The sequence below is a fragment of the Magnetospirillum sp. XM-1 genome (assembly GCF_001511835.1).
Lineage (GTDB): Bacteria > Pseudomonadota > Alphaproteobacteria > Rhodospirillales > Magnetospirillaceae > Phaeospirillum.
On the sequence record NZ_LN997848.1, the window covers coordinates 1,014,078 to 1,031,388 of the forward strand.

Below are 17,311 nucleotides of genomic sequence, written 5' to 3' on the forward strand. Positions count from 1 at the left end.
TCAGAACTGGTAATAAAGGAATTCGCTGGTCCGCCACAGGGTCATGACGGAAACGGCCAGCATGGCGGCCAAGGCCCAGGCCCAGCGGGTGGTGGGAGCCCAGGCGAAACGCTGCGGCCGCTCCACCGGCTCCAGCCCGGGCTCGGTGGCCTGCAAGATCTGCTGGCTGTTGGGCGCCAGGGCGCAGAACGCCAGCAGGGCCAGCGACAGGGCCAGACCGTCCCAGGCCACCTTGGCCGCACCGCCGCCCAGCCCCGCCATGCCCTTCAGCACGATCAGGGCGGCGTCGAAATTGGCGGCGCGGAAGAACACCCAGGCGGCGATCACCAGCACTTGGGTCAGCACCCAGCCGGCGATCATTTCCTTTTGCCCCGGCGGATGGGGCCGCACTTCGCGCCACAGGTGGTTGCCCACCAGCATCAGCCCGTGCAGGCAGCCCCAGGCGACGAAGGTCCAGGCGGCGCCGTGCCACAGCCCACCCAGGGCCATGACAACCATCAGGTTGACGTGGCGGCGTACCGGGCCGCTTCGTCCGCCGCCCAGCGGGAAGTACAGGTAGTCGCGCAGGAAGCGCGACAGCGTCATGTGCCAGCGCCGCCAGAACTCGATGATGTTGGTGGCCTTGTAGGGCGAATTGAAGTTGACCGGCAGGTCGATGCCGAACAGCCGCGCCAGTCCCACCGCCATGTCGGAATAGCCCGAGAAGTCGAAATAGATCTGCACCGTATAGGCCAGGGCGCAGGTCCAGGCGGCCCCCAGGCTCAACTCCTGGCCCGAGGCGGCGGCGGAAAAGCCCGGCGCGACGTAGGACGCCACCCAATCGGCGATCACCGCCTTCTTGAACAGGCCGATGGCGAACAGCGACAGGCCGGCCACCAGATTTTCCGACGTCGAGCTCTGCCGGCGGGGCTGGCGGAACTGGGGCATCATCTCCTTGTGGTGGATGATGGGCCCGGCGATCAGGTGGGGAAAGAAGGTGACGAACAGGGTGTAGCTGAGCGCGTCGCCGTCCTGGGCCAGCTTGCGCCGCACGTCCACCAGATAGGCGATCTGGGTGAAGGTGAAGAACGACACGCCCAAGGGCAGGTTCAGGCCCTTGGCCTCGATCATCAGGCCCAGCAGCGGGGCGACGGATTCGGCGAAGAAGCGCTCGTATTTGAACACGCCCAGGAAGGCGAGGTTGAGCGCGATGCCCAGCGCCAGCACCCAGCCGCCCCAGCGTGTGTCGCGGGTCCGGGCGATGGCCTGGCCCAGGGTGAAGTTGGCGGCGATGGACACGGCCAGCGGCCAGGCATAGGCCGGATTCCACCAGGCATAGAAGACGATGGAGGCGAGCGTCAGGAAGGCCATGGCCGGACGCCATCCCCCCACCTGCCGGATGCCCAAGAACCCGGCGAGCGCCAGGGGCAGGAACGCAAACAGGAAGGGCGCCGAATTGAACAGCATCAGGCGGAGGCGGAGGTCCGCAGGGCGATGAAGGCGTCCAGATCCTCAGGGGTGCCCAGGCCGTGCATGGCGTTCTGGGCGATCTCCCACACGCCCACCCTGGCTCCGGCCCGGATGGCGTAGTTGTAGACCGGGCAGGTGTAGAACTCGTTGTTGACCCGGTCGTTGGCTTGGATCATCGCCTCGGCCGCCTGGCGGAAGGCCCGCGCCGACTTGAAGTAGTAAAGGCCCACCGTGGCCCATTCGCTGATGGGGTCCTTTTCCGCCACCTTTTCCACCAGCCCGTCGGTGCCCAGCTTGGCGTAGGACCATTTGGGGTGGGGTTCGGACCTGAACACCATGATGGAGCCGTCGAGATCGCGCGAAAGGGCGTCATCCAGCATGGCGGCCGCGCCGCCGTCGACGAACTGGTCGGAATTGGCCACCAGCATGGGGGCGTCGGGGTCCATCTTGTCCCAGGCGGCCAGCAGGGTGCAGGCGGTACCCTCGGTCAGGCCGTCGAGCAGGTGGAAGCGGATGCCGGCCGACTTCAGCTCGTCCACCACGCCGGGCTCGGCCTCGCAATGGGCCTTGCGCGCGATCAGAAGGGTGTCGGCGCCCGGATAGGCCACGTTGTCGATGACGTGGCGGATCATGGGGCGGCCCAGCACGTCGATGAACGGCTTGGGCTTGGCGTATCCCGCCTTGGCGAAGCGCGAGCCCTCGCCGGCCATGGGAATGACGATCGTGATCGGCTTGGTCATTGGTCGAGCGGCGAGGTCTGGAAGTGGGTGAGGAAGTGCGACACGTCCTCGGGAATGCCCAGCGGATGGAACTCGGCATTGGGAATCTTGTGCTGGCCGACGCGCGCCCCTTCCAGGATCAGCTGGTTGATGGAGGGCACGATGAAGAACTGGTTGTTGACCAGGGTGTTCTTCAGCAGCGCCTTCTCGGCGGCGCGGATGAACATGCCGCCGTTGCGGTAGTAATAGGCCCCCACGGTGGCGTGGTTGCTAATGGGGTTCTTCTCGGCGGTCTCCACCACCATGCCGTCCTCGTCGACGCGCACGAAGGACCAGCGCGGATGCATGGAGGTGAAGGTGACGATGCCGACATCCAGGTCGCGGGCGCGGAAATCGTCCAGGGCTGGCTGGATGCCCTTCGTGGTCCACTGGTCGCCGTTGCACACCAGAAGGGGCGCCTCGCGGTCGATATGGTCCACGGCCAGCATGGCGGTGCACAGCGCGCCGCCGGTGGGCCGTTCCGTCTGGACGATGGTGCAGCCGGGCGCCAAGAGCTTCAGGACCGAATCCAAGTGGAATTCCTGGCGGTCGGCGGCGTTGGTGACGAAGATGAAGCGATGGTCGCCGGCGGGCCTGGACGAGCGGATGGCGTATTCCACCATGGGGTGGCCCAGCACCTCGATCATCGGCTTGGGGAATTTCTGGCCCATCTCGTGGAAGGGCCGGGCGGAACCAGCGATGGGCATGAGGATCTGGATCATGACGCGGCCTCCACCTGACGGATGCGGCTGCGGATGTTCCAATAGGTCACCTCGCTGGGGTCGGCCACCCGCAGCACATGGGCGCCCGAGGCGGTGGCCGCCTGCACGCCGTAATCGTTGTCCTCGACGATCACCGTCTCGGCCGGCGCGACGCCGAGGCGGGCCATGGCGGTGACGTAGATGTCGGGATCGGGTTTCGGCTTGGCGCAATCCTGGTTGGAGAGCGTGATGTCGAAATAGTCCAGCAGACCCGACTGGCCCAGCATCATGTCGCAGGTCTCGCGGATGGAATTGGTGCAGACCGCCAGCTTGTAGGCTTCGGTCTTCAGGCGCGATACCGCGTATTCGATGTGGAAGACGGGGAAGCAATGGGTGGCGATCAGCTGCTTGGTGTAGACCTGCTTCAGCTCGTTGATCACCCCGGCCAGTCCTTTGGGAAAGCCCCGGTGCTCGTGCAGATAGGCCAGCTTCTTGCGGGTCGGCAGGCCGTCGAAGGTGGTCAGGTGCTCTTCTCTGCCGATCTCGTAGCCGAACAGGCGCAGCGCCTGGTTCAGCGCCTCCCAGTGCCACTCGCGGGCGTCCACCAGGACGCCGTCGAGGTCGAACAGAACGGCGCGGATGCGGCTCACGCGAGGAACTCCTGCAATTGGGCGGGAAGATCGGTGCAGATCATCACGCGGTCGTCATGGCGGAAGCGCCGGGCCAGCTCCCAGATGGGGCCGTGATCCCGGCGATGCAGCTCGCCCGACACCAGGGCGACCTGCTTGCCGGAATCCAGATGGGCCTGGACGTCGGCGGCCTTGATCCATTCGCTTTCCAGCTCGTCCATCCACACCCCGGCCGAGGCGGCGTAATAGGCGGGCGACGGCTCGGCATCGGAATGGCGGGTGAAGGTGGTAAGCCCGAAGCGTAGATAGTGGCGCATGTCGGGCACCGACATGTCGAAGAAGAAGTAGTCGCCAGCGCGGCCCGCCACCAGCGGGGCCATGATCTCGGCCAGCCCGTCGGCCTTGACGTTGAGCGCCAGGATGCGTTCGGGCGAGGCTAGGTCCAGCCATTCGCCCCAGCACTGGGAGAGCAGGGGGGCGTCGGCGCCAGGGATGTCGTGGGAAACCACCACCTCACCCAGACGGTCGCGCAAATCGGTCTCGATGCCGAACCCGGACCGCAAGGCGCTGGCGAGGCAGTCGGGGCGGTTCTGTTCGGCCTTTTGCCGCCAGGCTCCGCGATGAGCCAGAATCCGCGCGCCCATGGGACCTCGGAATTGGGATTGACCTTTATGCCGCCATCGCGGCAAATCGATTGGCGGATAAACCGCTGGGTTTGGATAGCAAATTCCCTGTTCCCACGCAACCCGACCGTCCCTTGACCAAAAGCCGCCGCCGTGATCATCGACAGCATCGAGACCCTCGTCAAAGCCAAGCATTGCCGCGATCTTGACGCGGTCGAGCTGCGCACCGGCCGCTTCAAGTGCCGCAACCTGCTGCCCCATGCGCTGAAATACGCCCTGTGGGCCACCAAGCCCGGCGGAACCCTGGTGGTTCAGGACGACGGCCCGGCCCTGGCCGAGACCTGGGAGATGCCCTTCGCCCAGGTGCGCCGGCTGGTGTTCAAGGTGCTGGCGGGCGACGCCCAATTGGTGGAGATGGATGCCAGATCCTTCCGGTTCACCTTCACCCGCACCCGTCCGCTGCCCGAGGCAGGCTGGTCGGCGGGGCTGATCTTTTCCGGCAATGACGGCGAATTGCCGGCGCTGGCCCGCTGCCTGGACGGGCTGCACGCCCAGCCGGAACTGAACGCCGAGACGGGCGAGATTCTGGTCTGCGGGCCTAAGCGCGACCTCGCCTTCCTGGCTCCCTGGCCCCATGTGCGTTACGTGGAGTTCGAGACCCCGCCCGGCCCGCGCTTCCTGATCTCGGCCAAGAAGAACTTCCTGGCCACCCAATTCCGCTTCGACAAGGTGCTGGTGCTGCATGCCCGCATCCGCCTTGATCACGGCTGCCTGGCGGCGTTGCCGCGCGAGTTCGACGTGCTAACCCCGGCGGTGTTCACCCAGGTGAAGGGGCGGCCTTGCGCCTATCTCGACTACGTCATCTCCGACGCCACCGACCCCAACCGCATGGCGACGCGCTTCAACGTGCCCATCGACTACCCCCGGGCGCGCTATCATGAATTCCTGAACCGGGGCGAGCCCTATATCGACGGCGGGCTGTTCATCGCCCGGCGCGACATCCTGGCTTCGGTGCCGCTGGACGAAAATCTCGGCTGGTCCGAGGGCGAGGATTCCGACTGGTGCCGCCGGGTGCGCGCCGCCGGTTTCCTGGTGGATCTGGCCCATGAGGCCACGGCCACCACCGACAACAACAAGATGGGCCGCTCGGTGGCGCCCAGCACCTGGGACCTGATCCGCCGTCCCATCCGCCGTCCCTTGCGGGCGCTGTCGGCCTGGGGGCGCTACATGGGCAAGCGGTTGCGCGGGGAGCGCTGAGGACGATGACCTTCAATTCCATCGCCTTCGTCGCCGCCGAGACCGAGGCCGCCCAGGCGGCGCTGACCCGCCTGCAAGACCGCTATCCCCACGTGCCGCCCGAGGAGGCCGACCTGATCGTCGCGCTGGGCGGCGACGGCTTCATGCTGGAGATGCTGCACCGCTTCGTGGCCCGCCGGGTGCCCATCTACGGCATGAACCGGGGCAGCGTCGGCTTCCTGATGAACGTCTACCGCGAGCACGGGCTGATCGAGCGGCTGTCCAAGGCCGAGCAGGTGATCCTCCACCCCTTGCGCATGAAGGCGCGCTGCGCCTCGGGCGAGGAGGTGGACGCCCTGGCCATCAACGAGGTCTCGCTGCTGCGCGAGACCCGGCAGGCGGCCAAGCTGCGCATCCGCATCGACGGCAAGATCCGCATGGACGAGCTGATCTGCGACGGCATCTTGCTGTCCACCCCGGCGGGCAGCACCGCCTACAACCTGTCGGCCCACGGCCCGATCATTCCCTTGGGTGCCGGCATCGCGGCTCTGACCCCTATTTCCGCCTTCCGCCCCCGGCGCTGGCGCGGCGCGCTGTTGCCCCACACCGCCAAGGTGGTGTTCGAGGTATTGGAAGCGGGCAAGCGCCCGGTCAGCGCCGTGGCCGATTCCACCGAGGCCCGCGACGTGCTCGAGGTGGAAGTGCGCGAGGACCGCTCCTGCGACCTGGTCCTGCTGTTCGATCCCGAGCACAATCTGGAGGAACGCATCATCACCGAGCAGTTCCTGCCGTGATGAGGAGAGTGAGGTCCTGGGCCGTCGCCTTGGGGCTGGGCACGGCGGGGGGAAGCCTGTTCTTCCTTATCGATCTGCCGCTGCCGTGGATGCTGGGCGCGTTGACCGCTACCACTCTGGCGGCCCTCGGCGGATGGAAGCCGGAAATTCCGGCCAATCTGCGCAGCGTGATGATCGGCGTGCTCGGCCTGATGCTGGGCAGCGCCTTTTCCCCCGATCTGCTGGGGCGTATCGGACGGTGGAGCGATTCCCTGATTGTCTTGCTGCTGGCCATGGCGGCGACGGCGGTGCTGGTCACCGCCTATCTGCGGCGCGCCGCCGGCATGAGCCGGGTCACCGCCTTCTTCGCCGCCGCGCCCGGCGGCATCAACGAGATGGTGCTGACCGGCGGCGCGCTGGGCGGCGACGAGCGGACCATCGCGCTGTCCCACAGCTTGCGCATCCTGCTGATCGTCTTCACCGTGCCGTTCGGCTACCGGCTGATCGCCCATGTCCATTCGGTGCCCATGGGCGAGAGCATGGGGCGCCTCGCCGATCTGGGCGGCATGGACGCCCTGGTCATGCTGGGCTCGGCGGTGGCCGGCGCCGTCCTCGCCCATCTGGCCCGCCTGCCCGCCTGGATGCTGACCGGGCCCATGATGGCCAGCGCCGGGCTGCATCTGGCCGGGCTGACCGCCTTTCGGCCGCCGGCCGAGCTGGTGGTGCTGGCCCAGCTGGTGACGGGCGCCGCCATCGGCTGCCGCTTCCGCGGCCTGTCGTGGAAGGAGATGGCCGTCATGGCCCGCCCGGCGCTCGGCGCCACCGCCATCATGCTGGTCCTGTCGGCCGGTGCCGCCGCCCTGCTGGCGGGCTGGAGCGAACTTTCCTTCGGCGTCCTGCTGCTGGCCTTCGTACCGGGCGGCATCGCCGAGATGTGCCTGGTGGCGCTGGCGCTGGGCCAGGACGTGGCCTTCGTCTCCACCCATCACGTGGTCCGGGTGGTGCTGGTGATCATGCTGGCGCCCCCCATCTTCAGGATGATCGAGCGAAGGGAGACCCGTTCATGAGGGTGATCGAAGCTTCCGAATTGGCGGAGCTTTCCGCCAGGGCCGCCCAATTGCCGCGTCGGCGGCTCAACCTCAACCTGCACGGCGAGCCCGCGGATCCGGTCCAGCGCATGGTGATCGCCTTCGAGCCGGACACCTATATCCGCGCCCACCGCCATCCCGCCCAGTTCGAGACCTTCATCCTGCTGCAAGGCCGCTGCTCTTTGTTGACCTTCGCCGAAGACGGCGCGGTCGAGCGCCGCATCGAACTGGCCGATGACGCGACCCGCGTGGTGGAGATCCCCGCCGGCACCTGGCATTCCCTGGTGTCGGGCGCGCCGGGAACCCAGGTGGTCGAGGTCAAGCCCGGCCCCTACCAGCCGACCACCGAGGCCGATTTCGCCGCCTGGGCGCCACCCGAGGGCCATGCCGCCGCCGCCGCCTGCCGCGACTGGATAAGGGGTTGCAGAATCGGTGAGCGGTTCAATTTCCAGGGCTAGTCATGCCGCAGCGCAGCAAGAGTTGACTTGTAAATGTTACAATCAGACAAGGCATTCCACTTCCCATAACAGGAATCTATGCCATACTCCCCGAGGTCCGTGCCGTCGGGTCGAGGGGACATGTCTTGGCTCGACTTCCGCATAAGGCGCAGGACAGACAGAATATGGAGGGGTCGATGAAAAAGTGGATTGCTTCGACTGTTGTCGCCTTGGCGGCGCTGTTCGCCTTCGGCCATGAGGCCCGCGCCGAGGGTGGCGTGGTGCTGGGCGTGCTGACCTGCAGCAAGTCCGGCGCAGGCATCACCTATGTGCTCCATTCCCGCAATCCGGTGACCTGCGAGTACAACGGCGTCGGCGGCCCGTCCAAGTATACCGGCAAGAGCGGCATCCTGTTCGGCGTCGATCTCGAGATCGAGCACATGGACGGCATGGCCTACCTGGTGATCGGCGGCACCGCCACCGACAAGAACAGCCTGCAGGGCTATTACGTCGGCGCCAAGGCCTCGGTGACCGTGGGCGTCGGCCTGGCGGCGCAGGCGGGTCTGGTCGGCGTCGGCAACGACTTCGTCCTGGTTCCCGTGGGTCTGGGCGGCCAGATCGGTATCGGCGCCACCGCCGGCATCGCCTACGTGGACATCATGGGCGCCAAGTAAGCCCGCTTCACGGCATGACGACAAAGGCGGGAAGGCTACCTTCCCGCCTTTTTCTATGGCTTCAGCCGGTCCAGGATCTCGGCGGCGAACTGGGACAGCGTGTCGTCGCGCGCGCCCATCACCACGATGCGGTCGCCGGGACGGGCATTTTCCACCAGGAAGTCGCCGCAGGCGGCGCGCTCGCCCAAGGCCAGGGCGCGCCGCCCGATTCCCTCGGCGATGTGGGCGCTGGTTACCGAGCGGTCCACGGTGCCGCCGAAATAGGCCGGGTCGGGCATCACCAGCAGGTCGTCGGGGCCCAGCCGCTCGGCGAAGCAGGCGATGAACTCGTCCTTCATCAGGCGCAGCGGCCCGAAGCCGTGGGGCTGGAACATCACCAGCAGGCGGCCCGGCCAGTCGTGCAGGGTGGAAAGGGTGGCGGCGATCTTGTCGGGGTTGTGGGCGAAATCGTCGATCACCGTGACGCCGCCCTTGGTCCCCACCGTCTCTAGACGGCGGCGCACGCCGGAAAATTCAGCCAGGGCGGCGGCGGCATCCTCCAGGCTTGCTCCGGCGGCCCGCGCGGCGGCCAGGGCGGCCAGGGCGTTGGCGACGTTGTGGCGCCCGGGCACCAGCAGCCTGACCGCCACCGTTTGGCCCCCCTTCTCGCGCACCTTGAAGCCGATGCCGTCGGGGGCGGGCGTCACGTCTTGGGCCAGCAGGTCGGCGTCCTGGTCGGACAGGCTGTAGGTCCTGACCTTGTCCGCCGGCAAGGTGGCGGCCAGCGCCGCCGTCTCGTCATTGTCGAGGTTGAGCACCGCCACTTCCGCCTTGGCGGTGAAGTCGGCGAACAGGCGGCGCAGTTCCTCCATGGACTTGTGGTCCAGCGCGATGTTGTTCACCACCGCTATCCAAGGGGTGTAATTGGCGATGGAGCCGTCGCTTTCGTCCACCTCGGCGACGAAGGCCGGGCCATCGCCCACCAGGGCGCTGGAAAAGGGTGATTCGGGGCGGACGAAATTCTTCATCACCGCGCCGTTCATCACGGTGGGCCGGTGGCCGCAGCGTTCCAGAATCCAGCCCAGCATGCCGGTGGTGGTGGACTTGCCGCTGGTGCCGGCGATGCCGATGGGAAGCTTTGCCTCGTTGAACAGGCGGGCCAGCAATTGCGGCCGGGTGAGGTGGGCGGCGCCCAGGGCGCGGGCCGCCACCACGTCGGGCACGCTGTCTTCCACCGCCGCCGAGGTGACCAGCACCTGGGCGGGATCGGTGATTCCGCTGCCGTCCTGGGGAAACAGGCGGATGCCCAATCCTTGCAGGTATTCGAACTTGGGCGCCAGGCGCCCCTGATCCAGCGAGCGGTCGGACCCGGCGACGGCGAAGCCGCGGGCATGGACGATCAGGGCCAGGGGCAGCATGCCGCTGCCGCCGATGCCGCAAAAGAAATAGGGGGTGTCGTGCTCCATAGGCGGAGGCTACAATTCGCCGCTCCACACGGCAAGGGAATCGGCGGGGATGGCTGAGCGCAAGACCAGGATCGGCGTCGTCGCGCCGGGCTCCGCCATCGACCGCGACGTGGCCGAGCGGGTGACGGCGCTGGCCGGCCGCCTCTATCCCGGCGGGCGGGTGGAACTGGTGTTCCATCCCCAATGCTTCGAAAGCCGCGGCCATTTCGCCGGCTCCGACGAAAGCCGCGCCGCCGCCTTCGTCCAGACCGCCAATGACGAAAGCCTGGACGCCCTGTGGTTCGCGCGCGGCGGCTACGGCGCCTGCCGCCTGATCGAAGCCGTGCTGCCCGCCCTGGGCGAGGTGGCGCGCCACAAGGTCTACATGGGCTATTCCGACGCCGGTTCGCTGCTGGGCGCGCTGTATGGAAGGGGATTCACCCGCCTCGCCCACGGTCCCATGCCGGTGGACGTCATCCGCGCGGGCGGCGAGGCGGCGGTGGCTCGGGCGCTCTCCTTCCTGGTAGAGCGCAATCCTCAGGCGCTGGAGCCGTCCCTGTCGGCGGAAGTGCCGGCGGCGGCCTTCAACCTCACCATTCTGTGCCATCTGATGGGCACGCCCTGGCAGCCCGATCTGTCGGGCCATGTGCTGATGGTCGAGGAGGTTTCGGAATACATGTACCGCATCGACCGCGACCTGTTCCAGCTGACCGGCAACCCGGCCATGCGCTGGGTGGCGGGGCTGAAGCTGGGCCGCTGTTCCGACATTCCGCCCAACCGGCCCGATTTCGGACAAAGCGAGGAAGAGGTGGCGCGGGCCTGGTGCCAGCGCTCGGGCATCGCCTATCTCGGCCGCGCCGATATCGGCCACGACGTGGGCAACAAGGTGGTGCCGTTCGGTTTATGGCGGGTGTGAGATGCCTATTTCATGCATCATAATGCATGTCGGCACTAGCCAATCCGGCACTCCCGTGCTTCACTGAAGGTCGGGCAAAACTGAGGTTCGGGTACGGGAAACATGGTCGAACAGGCGGAATTCGCCGTTCTCGCCAGACGGCTGGGGGATCGGGTCAAGCGCTTCCGCGCCCGGCGCGGCATGTCGCGCAAGGATCTGTCCAACCATGCCGGCATTTCCGAACGCTACCTCGCCCAGTTGGAGGGCGGGCAGGCCAATGTCAGCGTCAACATCCTGTGGCTGCTGGCCCAGGCCATGGATACCCCCATCACCGAGATGATCGAGGCGGAATCCGAGGCCAGCCACCCCGACCTGCCGCTGGCCAAGAAGTTCCTCGACCAGCTGAGCCCCGACCAGCAATCCGAGGCCTATGTCCTGCTGCGCCAGAATTTCAAGCGGGGCTTGAAGCTCAAGCGCCGGGTGGCGCTGATCGGCTTGCGCGGCGCCGGCAAGACCACGCTGGGCCAGGCGGTGGCCGAACGCTTCGGCGCGCCCTTCGTGCGCATCACCTCGGTGATCGAGCAGCTGGCCGGCATGGACATGACCGAGATCCTGCTGTCCATGGGCCAGAAGGGCTATCGCAAGCTGGAATACTCCGCCCTGGAGAATACGGTGGAGGGCTACCCCTCCATGGTGCTGGAGGCCGGTGGGTCCCTGGTCTCCGAGCCCCGCACCTTCGAATTGCTGCTGCAATCGTGCTTCACCGTCTGGGTCCAGGCCAGCCCGGAGGACCACATGCGCCGCGTCATGGGCCAGGGCGACATGCGCCCCATCGCCGGCCAGCAGATGGCGGCCATGGAGGATCTGCGCACCATCCTCGATGCCCGGCGCCATCTCTATGGCCGGGCCGACGCGGTGCTCAACACCTCGGGCCGCGCCATCGCCGACAGCGTCGAGGAATTGTCGCGCCTGTGCGCCCCGCATCTGGGACTGTGATTCTTCGCACACATGCACTATAGTGCATGGCATGAGCGCCGCCCCCCGCACCCACCGCCGTCTCGGCCCCGCCGCCGCCTCGCCCCAATCCGTGGCCGAGATCGTCTCGCTGCTGCCCGCGGATTTCCGCCGCCGCGACCTGCTGATCGAGAACCTGCACGTGCTGCAGGATCGCTTCGGCGGCCTGCATCGCCGCCACTTGGCCGCCCTGGCCGAGGAGATGCGCCTTGCCCCCGCCGAGGTGCAGGAGGTGGCCAGTTTCTACGCCCATTTCCGTCTGCTGGGTGACGACGAGACGGCGCCCAAGGCCGTGGTGCGCCGCTGCACCGGCCCGGCCTGCGCCATGCGTCCCCTCGACATGAACGGCCTGCCCGAGGGCGTGGCGGTGGAGGACGCGCCCTGCATGGGATTGTGCGACCACGCCCCCGCCGCCCTGGCCGGCAAGGTTCCGGTGCGGGCGGCCGACGGGGGCAAGGTGGCGGCGGCCCTGGCTTCGGCCCAAGTCACGGCGGCGTCGCCCGCCTATGATTATCCCGTCCTGGCCCGCTGCCTGTCGGGCGAGTTGCCCCGCGACGAGGCGCTGGCCGAACTGGATAAGGCGGGCCTGCGCGGCATGGGCGGGGCGGGCTTTCCCACCGCCCGCAAGTGGCGGAGCGTGGCGGCGCAAGCCGCGCCGCGCCTGGTGGTGGTCAACGCCGACGAGGGCGAGCCCGGCACCTTCAAGGACCGCTGGTTCCTGGAGCATCACGCCGCCCGTGTCCTGGAAGGCACGCTCGTCGCCGCCTGGGCGGTGGAGGCGGACGAGGCCTATATCTATCTCCGCGACGAGTATGCAGACCTGCATAAAGCCCTGGGCGAGGCGATTCGCCGGCTGCCCGGCGGCGTGACAATCCACCTGCGCCGGGGCGCCGGCGCCTATGTCTGCGGCGAGGAATCGGCGCTGATCGAAAGCCTGGAAGGCAAGCGCGGCTACCCGCGCCAGCGTCCGCCCTATGTGGCGGAGGTCGGGCTGTTCGGACGGCCCACCCTGGTCAACAACGTCGAGACCCTCTACTGGGTCAGCCGCATCCTGGCCGAGGGGGCGGAATTGTTCGCTCGTGCGGGCCGCAACGGACACCAGGGCTTTCGCACCTATTCCGTCTCGGGCCGGGTCAGCGAGCCGGGGGTCAAGATCGCCCCCAACGGCATCACCATCACCGAGCTGATCGAGGAATTCTGCGGCGGCATGGAAGCGGGGCATCGCCTCTCCGCCTATCTGCCGGGCGGCGCCTCGGGCGGCTTTTTGCCCGCCCACCTGACGCCGCCCTTAGCCTTCGGCGCCATCGAGGAGCATGGCGGCTTCATCGGCTCGGCGGCGGTGGTGGTGTTCTCCCAGGCCGACGACCTGCGGGCGGCGGCGCTGGACCTTGCGCGCTTCTTCGCCCATGAAAGCTGCGGCCAGTGTACCCCCTGCCGGGTGGGCACCGCCAAGTCGGTGGACCTGCTGGCCCGGCCGGATTGGGACCGGGACCTGCTGCATGATCTGGCGAGCGTGATGCGTGATGCCTCCATCTGCGGGTTGGGCCAGGCGGCGCCCAATGTGTGGCAGAGCCTGTTGCGTCACTTCCCGGAGGTGGCGAGATGATCCGCTTCACCCTGGACGGAGCCGAGGTGGAGGCCGAAGACGGTGAGACCCTGTGGCAGGTGTCCAAGCGTTTGGGCAACACGCTGCCGCACCTGTGCCACACCGACCGGCCCGGCTTTGCGCCCGAGGGCAATTGCCGCGCCTGCGTCGTCGAGATCAAGGGCGAACGCGCCCTGGCGGCGTCGTGTCGCCGCACGCCTTCCCCCGGCATGGTGGTGATCAGCCGGGGCGAGCGGGTGGAGAAGGCGCGCAAGCTGGTGTTCGAGCTGCTGCTGGCCGATCACGCCTCGCCCGATCCCGACTCGGCCTTTAAGCGCTGGGCCGGGCAGGTGGGGGTGACGAAGAGCCGCTTCGCTCCTACCGCCGCTCCCATCCGCCTCGACGCGTCCCACCCGGCCATGGCAGTGCGGCTTGACGCCTGCATCCACTGCACGCTGTGCCTGCGCGCCTGCCGCGAGGTGCAGGTCAACGACGTGATCGGCATGAGCGGAAGGGGGGCGGAGAGCCGCATCACCTTCGACTTCAATGATCCCATGGGGGCCAGTTCCTGCGTCGGCTGCGGCGAATGCGTCCAGGCCTGCCCTACCGGCGCGCTGCTGCCGGCGGGCGGCCCGGTTAAGGCCGAGCGCAGCGTCGACAGCCTGTGTCCCTATTGCGGCGTCGGCTGCCAGGTCACCTACCATGTGACGGGCGACGAGATCATCGCCGCCACGGGACGCGACGGACTGGCCAACCACGAACGCCTGTGCGTCAAGGGCCGCTTCGGCTTCGACTATTCCCGCCATCCCCAGCGCCTGACCGTGCCGCTGATCCGCAAGGAAGGCGCGCCCAAGGAACTGATCGATCCGGCCGATCCCTTTACCCATTTCCGCCCTGCCACCTGGGACGAGGCGCTGGATTTCGCCGCCGCGGGGCTCAAACGGCTGCCCAAGGAATCGCTGGCGGGACTGGGCTCGGCCAAGGGCTCCAACGAGGAGGCCTATCTGTTCCAGAAGCTGGTGCGCACCGGCTTTAAGTCCAACAACGTCGACCACTGCACCCGGCTGTGCCACGCCTCCTCGGTGGCGGCGCTCCTGGAAGGCATCGGGTCGGGCGCCGTCACCGCGCCGGTGGCTGAGGTGGCAAACGCCGAGGTGATCATCCTGATCGGCGCCAACCCGTCCGCCAACCATCCGGTGGCGGCTAGCTTCATCAAGAACGCCGTGAAGAAGGGGGCGCGGCTGGTGATCCTCGACCCCCGGGGCCAGGCGCTGACCCGCTTCGCCAGCCATCACCTGAAATTCAACAACGGCACCGACGTGGCGCTGCTCAACGCCCTGCTGCACGTCATCGTCGCCGAGGAGCTGTACGACAAGGATTTCGTGGCGGCGCGCACCATCGGCTTCGCCGAGCTGGCCGCACATCTCGACGCCTATTCCCCCGAAGCCATGGCCCCGGTCTGCGGCATCGATGCCGGCGCCATCCGGGCGGTGGCGCGCCTTTATGCCCGCGCCGCCTCTGCCATGATCCTGTGGGGCATGGGGGTGTCGCAGCACAGCCACGGCACCGACAATTCCCGTTGCCTGATCGCGCTGGCCCTGCTGTGCGGGCAGGTGGGCAAGGCGGGGTCCGGCCTGCATCCGTTGCGGGGACAGAACAACGTCCAGGGCGCGTCGGATGCCGGGCTGATCCCCATGATGCTGCCCGATTACGGCCGGGTGGGGATGGAGGCGGCGCGAGGCCGCTTCGAGGCCGGCTGGGGGCTGGCGCTGGATTCCGTCCCCGGCCTGACCGTGGTCGAAATGATGAAGGCGGCGGAAAAGGGCGAGATTCGCGGCATGTACGTGGAGGGCGAGAACCCGGCCATGTCCGATCCCGACCTCGCCCATGCAAGGGGCGCGCTGGCGGGTCTCGACCATCTGGTGGTCCAGGACATCTTCCTCACCGAGACCGCCATGCTGGCCGACGTGGTGCTGCCGGCGTCCAGCTTCTTCGAAAAGACCGGCACCTTCACCAACACCGACCGCCACGTGCAGCTGGGCCGCCAGGTCATCGACCCGCCGGGCGAGGCGCGGCCCGATTTGTGGATCATTGCCGAGATGGCGAGGCGTCTGGGCCTGCCCTGGAGCTATGACGGCCCCAAAGCCGTGTTCGACGAGATGCGGGGCCTGATGGGCTCGCTCGCCGGCATCACCTGGGACCGGCTGGAAGGCGAAGGCGGCATCACCTATCCGGCGGGCAAGGCCATCCTGTTCGACGATGCCTTCCCCACCGAGACCGGCAAGGCCCGGCTGGTTCCCGCCTCGGGCCTCGCCCCGGCGGAAGTTCCCGACGCGGCCTTCCCCTTCCTGCTGTCCACCGGGCGGGTGCTGGAACATTGGCACACCGGTTCCATGACGCGGCGCTCAGGGGTGCTCGACACCCTGCAAGGCGTGCCGGCGGTCAATGTCAGTCCCGTGGACATGGCCCGCCTGGGGCTGGACGAGGGCGCCATGGTGCGTCTGGAAAGCCGGCGCGGCAGCATCCAGGCGGTGGCGGCGGCGGATTCGCGGCTCGAGCCCGGCGCGCTGTTCATGCCCTTCTGCTTCACCGAGGCGGCGGCCAACCTGCTGACCAATCCGGTGCTGGACCCGGTGGCGAAGATTCCCGAACTGAAGGTCTCTGCCGTTCGGCTATATGCATTATAATGCTTCTAAGGCGGCAATTCAGGTGATATAGTTCCGGTCGTTCATCTCAACGGGAGCGATCGGCCGTGTCCAAGTCCGCATTCAAGGCGCTGGTGGCGCAGGTAACCTCTTCCATCGCCGGGCTGCCGGTCGATGACTCCCTGGCGGGCGTGCTGAATGCCCGCTTCCCCGAGGGCGGTGAGGTGTTCAAGTCCATCGAGGCGGCCTGTCATAAGGCTATCGCCGAAGGCTGGATGTGCGAGAACGAGCATGGCGGCATCCGCTACGGCAGGGTCGCCGAGGCCGACGCCGAATTGTCGGGCTTTTCCATCGACGTGGTCCACATGAAGGATGTGGTGGGGCCGCGCCACCGCCACCCCCTAGGCGAGATCGACATGATCATGTCCATCGATCCGGGTGCCAAGTTCGACGGCGCGCCGCGCGGCTGGCTGGTCTATGGCCCCGACACCGCCCACCGTCCGACCCTGACCGAGGGCGCCGCCCTGGTGCTCTACCTGCTGCCCGACGGGCAGATCGATTTCTCGCGGCCCAAGTGAGGACGAGCCCATGTGGCGTGAGCATCAGCACGGCATGATCGACATGGGTGACCAGCGGCTGGAATACCGCTGGGTCCACCCCCGCACGCCGGGACGGCCCACCCTGGTCTTCCTGCACGAAGGCCTGGGCTGCGTCGGCATCTGGCGCGATTTCCCCGATCAGGTGGCCGAGGCGACGGGATGCGGGGTGTTCATCTATTCCCGCCGGGGCTATGGCCGGTCCAGTCCCGTCAATCTGCCCCGTCCTCTCACCTACATGCATCACGAGGGCCTGGACGTGCTGACCCATCTGCTCGAGCACCTTGACCTGGGGCCGGTGGTGCTGGTGGGCCATTCCGACGGCGCCTCCATCGCCTTGATCCATGCCGGCGGCACCCAGGCCCCCGATATCGTGGGCGTGGTCTGCCTGGCGCCCCACGTGATGAACGAGGAGATCTGCGTCGCCTCTATCCGCCAGGCCAAGGTGGCGTACGAGACCGGCGATCTGCGCCAACGCCTGATGAAGCTGCATGGGGACAACGTCGATTGCGCCTTCTGGGGCTGGAACGGCGCCTGGCTCGATCCCGATTTCATGAAATGGAACCTGGAAGAGTTCCTGCCCGGCATTCGGGTGCCGGTGATGGTGATCCAGGGCCGTGACGACGAATACGGCAGCCATGTCCAATACGAATCCATCGAGGCCAAGGCCGGGGCGGGCGCCGAAGTGGTGCTGCTCGACGGCTGCCGCCATTCCCCCCACAAGGACCAGCCCGTGGCGACGCTCGCCGCCATCACGCGCTTCGTCAAATCCATAGGATGATCC

General features: G+C 67.5%; 17 protein-coding genes. 11 read left to right on the top strand and 6 right to left on the bottom strand.

What is annotated here, in order from left to right:
* From XM1_RS04840 to XM1_RS04860, 5 genes are read right to left on the bottom strand one after another with little or no spacing between them, the layout of a single operon-like run.
* A complete protein-coding gene (locus XM1_RS04840; RefSeq protein ID WP_068430600.1) occupies nt 1-1,446 on the bottom strand; it encodes an MBOAT family protein in 1,446 nt (481 codons plus the stop codon).
* Nucleotides 1,446-2,189 (bottom strand): glycosyltransferase family 2 protein, encoded by a 744-nt coding sequence (locus tag XM1_RS04845; protein WP_082700381.1) that lies wholly within the window; start codon nt 2,187-2,189, stop codon nt 1,446-1,448. The genes XM1_RS04840 and XM1_RS04845 overlap by 1 nt, the downstream gene beginning before the upstream one ends.
* Nucleotides 2,186-2,929 (bottom strand): glycosyltransferase family 2 protein, encoded by a 744-nt coding sequence (locus XM1_RS04850; RefSeq protein ID WP_068430603.1) that lies wholly within the window; start codon nt 2,927-2,929, stop codon nt 2,186-2,188. The genes XM1_RS04845 and XM1_RS04850 overlap by 4 nt, the downstream gene beginning before the upstream one ends.
* Nucleotides 2,926-3,558 (bottom strand): HAD family phosphatase, encoded by a 633-nt coding sequence (locus XM1_RS04855; RefSeq protein WP_068430605.1) that lies wholly within the window; start codon nt 3,556-3,558, stop codon nt 2,926-2,928. The genes XM1_RS04850 and XM1_RS04855 overlap by 4 nt, the downstream gene beginning before the upstream one ends.
* A complete protein-coding gene (locus XM1_RS04860) occupies nt 3,555-4,181 on the bottom strand; it encodes a hypothetical protein (RefSeq protein ID WP_068430608.1) in 627 nt (208 codons plus the stop codon). The genes XM1_RS04855 and XM1_RS04860 overlap by 4 nt, the downstream gene beginning before the upstream one ends.
* Before the next feature lie 132 nt (nt 4,182-4,313).
* Between XM1_RS04860 and XM1_RS04865 the strand changes: the two genes are divergently transcribed.
* From XM1_RS04865 to XM1_RS04885, 5 genes are all read left to right on the top strand, one after another.
* Entirely contained in the window at nt 4,314-5,417 is a 1,104-nt protein-coding gene (locus XM1_RS04865) for a glycosyltransferase family 2 protein (protein ID WP_068430611.1), read from the top strand.
* A gap of 5 nt (nt 5,418-5,422) precedes the next feature.
* The gene (locus tag XM1_RS04870) at nt 5,423-6,190 is read left to right on the top strand and encodes an NAD kinase (protein ID WP_068430614.1); all 768 of its coding nucleotides are present in this window, start codon (nt 5,423-5,425) and stop codon (nt 6,188-6,190) included.
* Nucleotides 6,190-7,236 carry an AbrB family transcriptional regulator gene (locus XM1_RS04875; protein ID WP_068430617.1) on the top strand — a complete coding sequence of 349 codons (1,047 nt, stop codon included), beginning with the start codon at nt 6,190-6,192 and terminating at the stop codon, nt 7,234-7,236. The genes XM1_RS04870 and XM1_RS04875 overlap by 1 nt, the downstream gene beginning before the upstream one ends.
* A complete protein-coding gene (locus tag XM1_RS04880; protein WP_068430620.1) occupies nt 7,233-7,715 on the top strand; it encodes a WbuC family cupin fold metalloprotein in 483 nt (160 codons plus the stop codon). The genes XM1_RS04875 and XM1_RS04880 overlap by 4 nt, the downstream gene beginning before the upstream one ends.
* Nucleotides 7,716-7,891: 176 nt before the next feature.
* Entirely contained in the window at nt 7,892-8,368 is a 477-nt protein-coding gene (locus XM1_RS04885) for a DUF992 domain-containing protein (protein ID WP_068430622.1), read from the top strand.
* A gap of 53 nt (nt 8,369-8,421) precedes the next feature.
* Here the strand turns inward: XM1_RS04885 and XM1_RS04890 are convergent, their stop codons facing one another.
* Entirely contained in the window at nt 8,422-9,813 is a 1,392-nt protein-coding gene (locus tag XM1_RS04890) for a Mur ligase family protein (protein ID WP_068430626.1), read from the bottom strand.
* Between the two features lie 49 nt (nt 9,814-9,862).
* On the opposite strand from XM1_RS04890, the gene XM1_RS04895 reads away from it, so the two are divergent.
* From XM1_RS04895 to XM1_RS04920, 6 genes are all read left to right on the top strand, one after another.
* The gene (locus XM1_RS04895) at nt 9,863-10,708 is read left to right on the top strand and encodes an LD-carboxypeptidase (RefSeq protein WP_068430629.1); all 846 of its coding nucleotides are present in this window, start codon (nt 9,863-9,865) and stop codon (nt 10,706-10,708) included.
* Between the two features lie 102 nt (nt 10,709-10,810).
* Nucleotides 10,811-11,683, top strand: a complete 873-nt coding sequence (locus XM1_RS04900; protein WP_068430632.1) for a helix-turn-helix transcriptional regulator — start codon at nt 10,811-10,813, stop codon at nt 11,681-11,683.
* 31 nt (nt 11,684-11,714) lie between these two features.
* Nucleotides 11,715-13,307: an NADH-ubiquinone oxidoreductase-F iron-sulfur binding region domain-containing protein gene (locus tag XM1_RS04905; protein WP_068430634.1), complete on the top strand. Its 1,593-nt coding sequence runs from the start codon at nt 11,715-11,717 to the stop codon at nt 13,305-13,307.
* Nucleotides 13,304-15,973, top strand: a complete 2,670-nt coding sequence (gene fdhF / locus XM1_RS04910) for a formate dehydrogenase subunit alpha (protein ID WP_068430637.1) — start codon at nt 13,304-13,306, stop codon at nt 15,971-15,973. The genes XM1_RS04905 and fdhF overlap by 4 nt, the downstream gene beginning before the upstream one ends.
* Nucleotides 15,974-16,038: 65 nt before the next feature.
* Nucleotides 16,039-16,509, top strand: a complete 471-nt coding sequence (locus XM1_RS04915; RefSeq protein ID WP_068430640.1) for a DUF4863 family protein — start codon at nt 16,039-16,041, stop codon at nt 16,507-16,509.
* A gap of 10 nt (nt 16,510-16,519) precedes the next feature.
* Nucleotides 16,520-17,308, top strand: a complete 789-nt coding sequence (locus XM1_RS04920; protein WP_068430643.1) for an alpha/beta fold hydrolase — start codon at nt 16,520-16,522, stop codon at nt 17,306-17,308.
* The last annotated feature ends 3 nt before the right edge of the window (nt 17,309-17,311 follow it).

Excerpts from the sequence above, each read along its gene's own strand:
- XM1_RS04840 (WP_068430600.1), bottom strand. The coding sequence starts at position 1,446 with ATGCTGTTCAATTCGGCGCCCTTCCTGTTTGCGTTCCTGCCCCTGGCG.
- XM1_RS04845 (WP_082700381.1), bottom strand. The coding sequence starts at position 2,189 with ATGACCAAGCCGATCACGATCGTCATTCCCATGGCCGGCGAGGGCTCG.
- XM1_RS04850 (WP_068430603.1), bottom strand. The coding sequence starts at position 2,929 with ATGATCCAGATCCTCATGCCCATCGCTGGTTCCGCCCGGCCCTTCCAC.
- XM1_RS04860 (WP_068430608.1), bottom strand. The coding sequence starts at position 4,181 with ATGGGCGCGCGGATTCTGGCTCATCGCGGAGCCTGGCGGCAAAAGGCC.
- XM1_RS04870 (WP_068430614.1), top strand. The coding sequence starts at position 5,423 with ATGACCTTCAATTCCATCGCCTTCGTCGCCGCCGAGACCGAGGCCGCC.
- XM1_RS04875 (WP_068430617.1), top strand. The coding sequence starts at position 6,190 with ATGAGGAGAGTGAGGTCCTGGGCCGTCGCCTTGGGGCTGGGCACGGCG.
- XM1_RS04880 (WP_068430620.1), top strand. The coding sequence starts at position 7,233 with ATGAGGGTGATCGAAGCTTCCGAATTGGCGGAGCTTTCCGCCAGGGCC.
- XM1_RS04885 (WP_068430622.1), top strand. The coding sequence starts at position 7,892 with ATGAAAAAGTGGATTGCTTCGACTGTTGTCGCCTTGGCGGCGCTGTTC.
- XM1_RS04890 (WP_068430626.1), bottom strand. The coding sequence starts at position 9,813 with ATGGAGCACGACACCCCCTATTTCTTTTGCGGCATCGGCGGCAGCGGC.
- XM1_RS04895 (WP_068430629.1), top strand. The coding sequence starts at position 9,863 with ATGGCTGAGCGCAAGACCAGGATCGGCGTCGTCGCGCCGGGCTCCGCC.
- XM1_RS04900 (WP_068430632.1), top strand. The coding sequence starts at position 10,811 with ATGGTCGAACAGGCGGAATTCGCCGTTCTCGCCAGACGGCTGGGGGAT.
- XM1_RS04905 (WP_068430634.1), top strand. The coding sequence starts at position 11,715 with ATGAGCGCCGCCCCCCGCACCCACCGCCGTCTCGGCCCCGCCGCCGCC.
- fdhF (WP_068430637.1), top strand. The coding sequence starts at position 13,304 with ATGATCCGCTTCACCCTGGACGGAGCCGAGGTGGAGGCCGAAGACGGT.
- XM1_RS04920 (WP_068430643.1), top strand. The coding sequence starts at position 16,520 with ATGTGGCGTGAGCATCAGCACGGCATGATCGACATGGGTGACCAGCGG.